Genomic DNA, 1807 nt, shown 5'->3' on the forward strand with positions numbered 1-1807 from the left:
GTGCTGCACCACCGCAGGCTGGTTAAGGCGTCTCCCACGGAGTGCCCAGAAACGATTCCGATTTGCGACCTTCCATACAGCCGGATTGAAGGGAACCCATTGGTCCCTTCCATGAACAATCTGAATCTCACATTTTTCAGGTGCCGCTTCGATCTTGTGTCCGTACCACACGACCTTCTAACTCACACTGCTATACGCCTGGTCGCCGCTTTTTGTATCGCTCCGCGCCACTGCGTCCATGCACTGAGGTAATCGAGGCGCTCGGCGGGAAAGGGAAGCCGGTCGAACTGTTCGGCAAATGCAAGAAGACCATCGGAAAAGATGGGCCAACCGCGGAATGGCGCATCGGCTTTGACAAGGCGTCTAATCGCCCACGTGTCGGGAAGTTCGGGGAAGAATCTTTCCAAGTTCGCTGCAACCTCCCCCAGGCCCTCGCGTTCGCCGGAGCGGATTAGCTCGTATGCAGCCATGATTGCCATGATGGGATCGACCCACTTCAGATAAAGCAGATCGGTAAGTGCTTCGCGGCGCCCGCCTACGAAAATATCGCGCCGTTTGCCAAAGAGCCGTTGCGCTTGCGCGATGAATTTGGTGGAGCGCAAGTAACCACGGCCCTCGATCTTGTCACGAATCTCTTCCGGCAGGACACCGACAAGATGCTCGACCGGTAGAAGGTACTGCCCGATTTGCTGCTGGTCATCCTCGTCGATACTAAGAGTGATTAACGTGATGCGATTCGGCAGCATTGAACTCAGGATGGTGACTGTCGCGCGATTATTGACTCGGAATGTGATGGGACCAGAAGAATGCCATCCCGGCGCGGTAGGTGGATTCCAAGCTTTTATATGTTCGAACTGGTAGAGACCAGGAAATTCAGGAATTGCTTCGGGCTGAAACCAAACGGTTTCTTCGCCGGCCTGAAAACCTAACTCGAACGAAGTGTCTGGATTTGCAAAACCGGATAGAATAAAAAGGCCGGTGTCTCCCGAAGACATATTGCTAAAGGATGCGAGTGGCAGGCGTCCTAGCTTCGAAAAGCTGCTGGCGCCCGGAACGATCCGGGATGCACCGATGATCGCGAGCCAGAGGCTAAGATCCTGATCCGAAAGAGGGCCGAGCGTTTCCGAAAAATCGACCGCTCCGGCACGATGGTCGCCTGGGATTTGCGAAAGAAGCGCGGCACGGAGGGGACTCGACTTGAATTCTGTCAAATCAATACTCGTCTCGCGACCACCGCGCTGCACTTGTACGTTGCGCGTGTCGATCGGCGTTCCGTCACGGTCGGTGACTTTGGCCAGGTAGTCTCCCGCGAGTAATGACTGTGTGCCCGACTCGTGGAACGTGATTGTTTCACCAGTAGTGAAGCTCTGCAGCGTGGCTTCGGCACCTCCAGGAATAGCAATCGCCACCGGTGAAACTGGAACGGGCGGTGGTGACGGGGCGGGCCCAATTCCGACGTCGGACTTGCGAAAGCGAACATTGCAGTCCTCGTAGAGCTCAAAAGGCAGGGGATCGATATTTGTTACAACTGCCGCCGGGATAGTGAGCCTAAGATCATAGAAGTCGGGTGTGTGGTGAAGTGCGTGTCGGTCTCCCTTGAATTCACCGGTGGCGATAATCCGTTGCCTCGGGTCAGTGAGTTCGAAGGAAACGCGGTCGGCCGGCGCCGCGCCATCGATTGATACGTTACATGCGTATTGCGGAACCGGTTTTATCTGAAGAATAGCTCCCTCCTGCCGCCCAAATACATCTTCATCTACCGGCTGCCCACGGATCCGTTGCGCAATGTAGCTGGCGAGCGAGCGGA

Annotated in this window: 1 protein-coding gene; it reads right to left on the bottom strand. The window is 55.7% G+C overall.

Annotated features, from left to right (window positions below; translation table 11 throughout):
- Positions 1-182: 182 nt before the first annotated feature.
- Positions 183-1807, bottom strand: a 1625-nt coding sequence (locus VGK48_26170; GenBank protein ID HEY2384677.1) for a hypothetical protein, incomplete at its 5' end; no start/stop codon positions are given.

The organism is Terriglobia bacterium, from assembly GCA_036496425.1.
Taxonomy (GTDB): domain Bacteria; phylum Acidobacteriota; class Terriglobia; order 20CM-2-55-15; family 20CM-2-55-15; genus 20CM-2-55-15.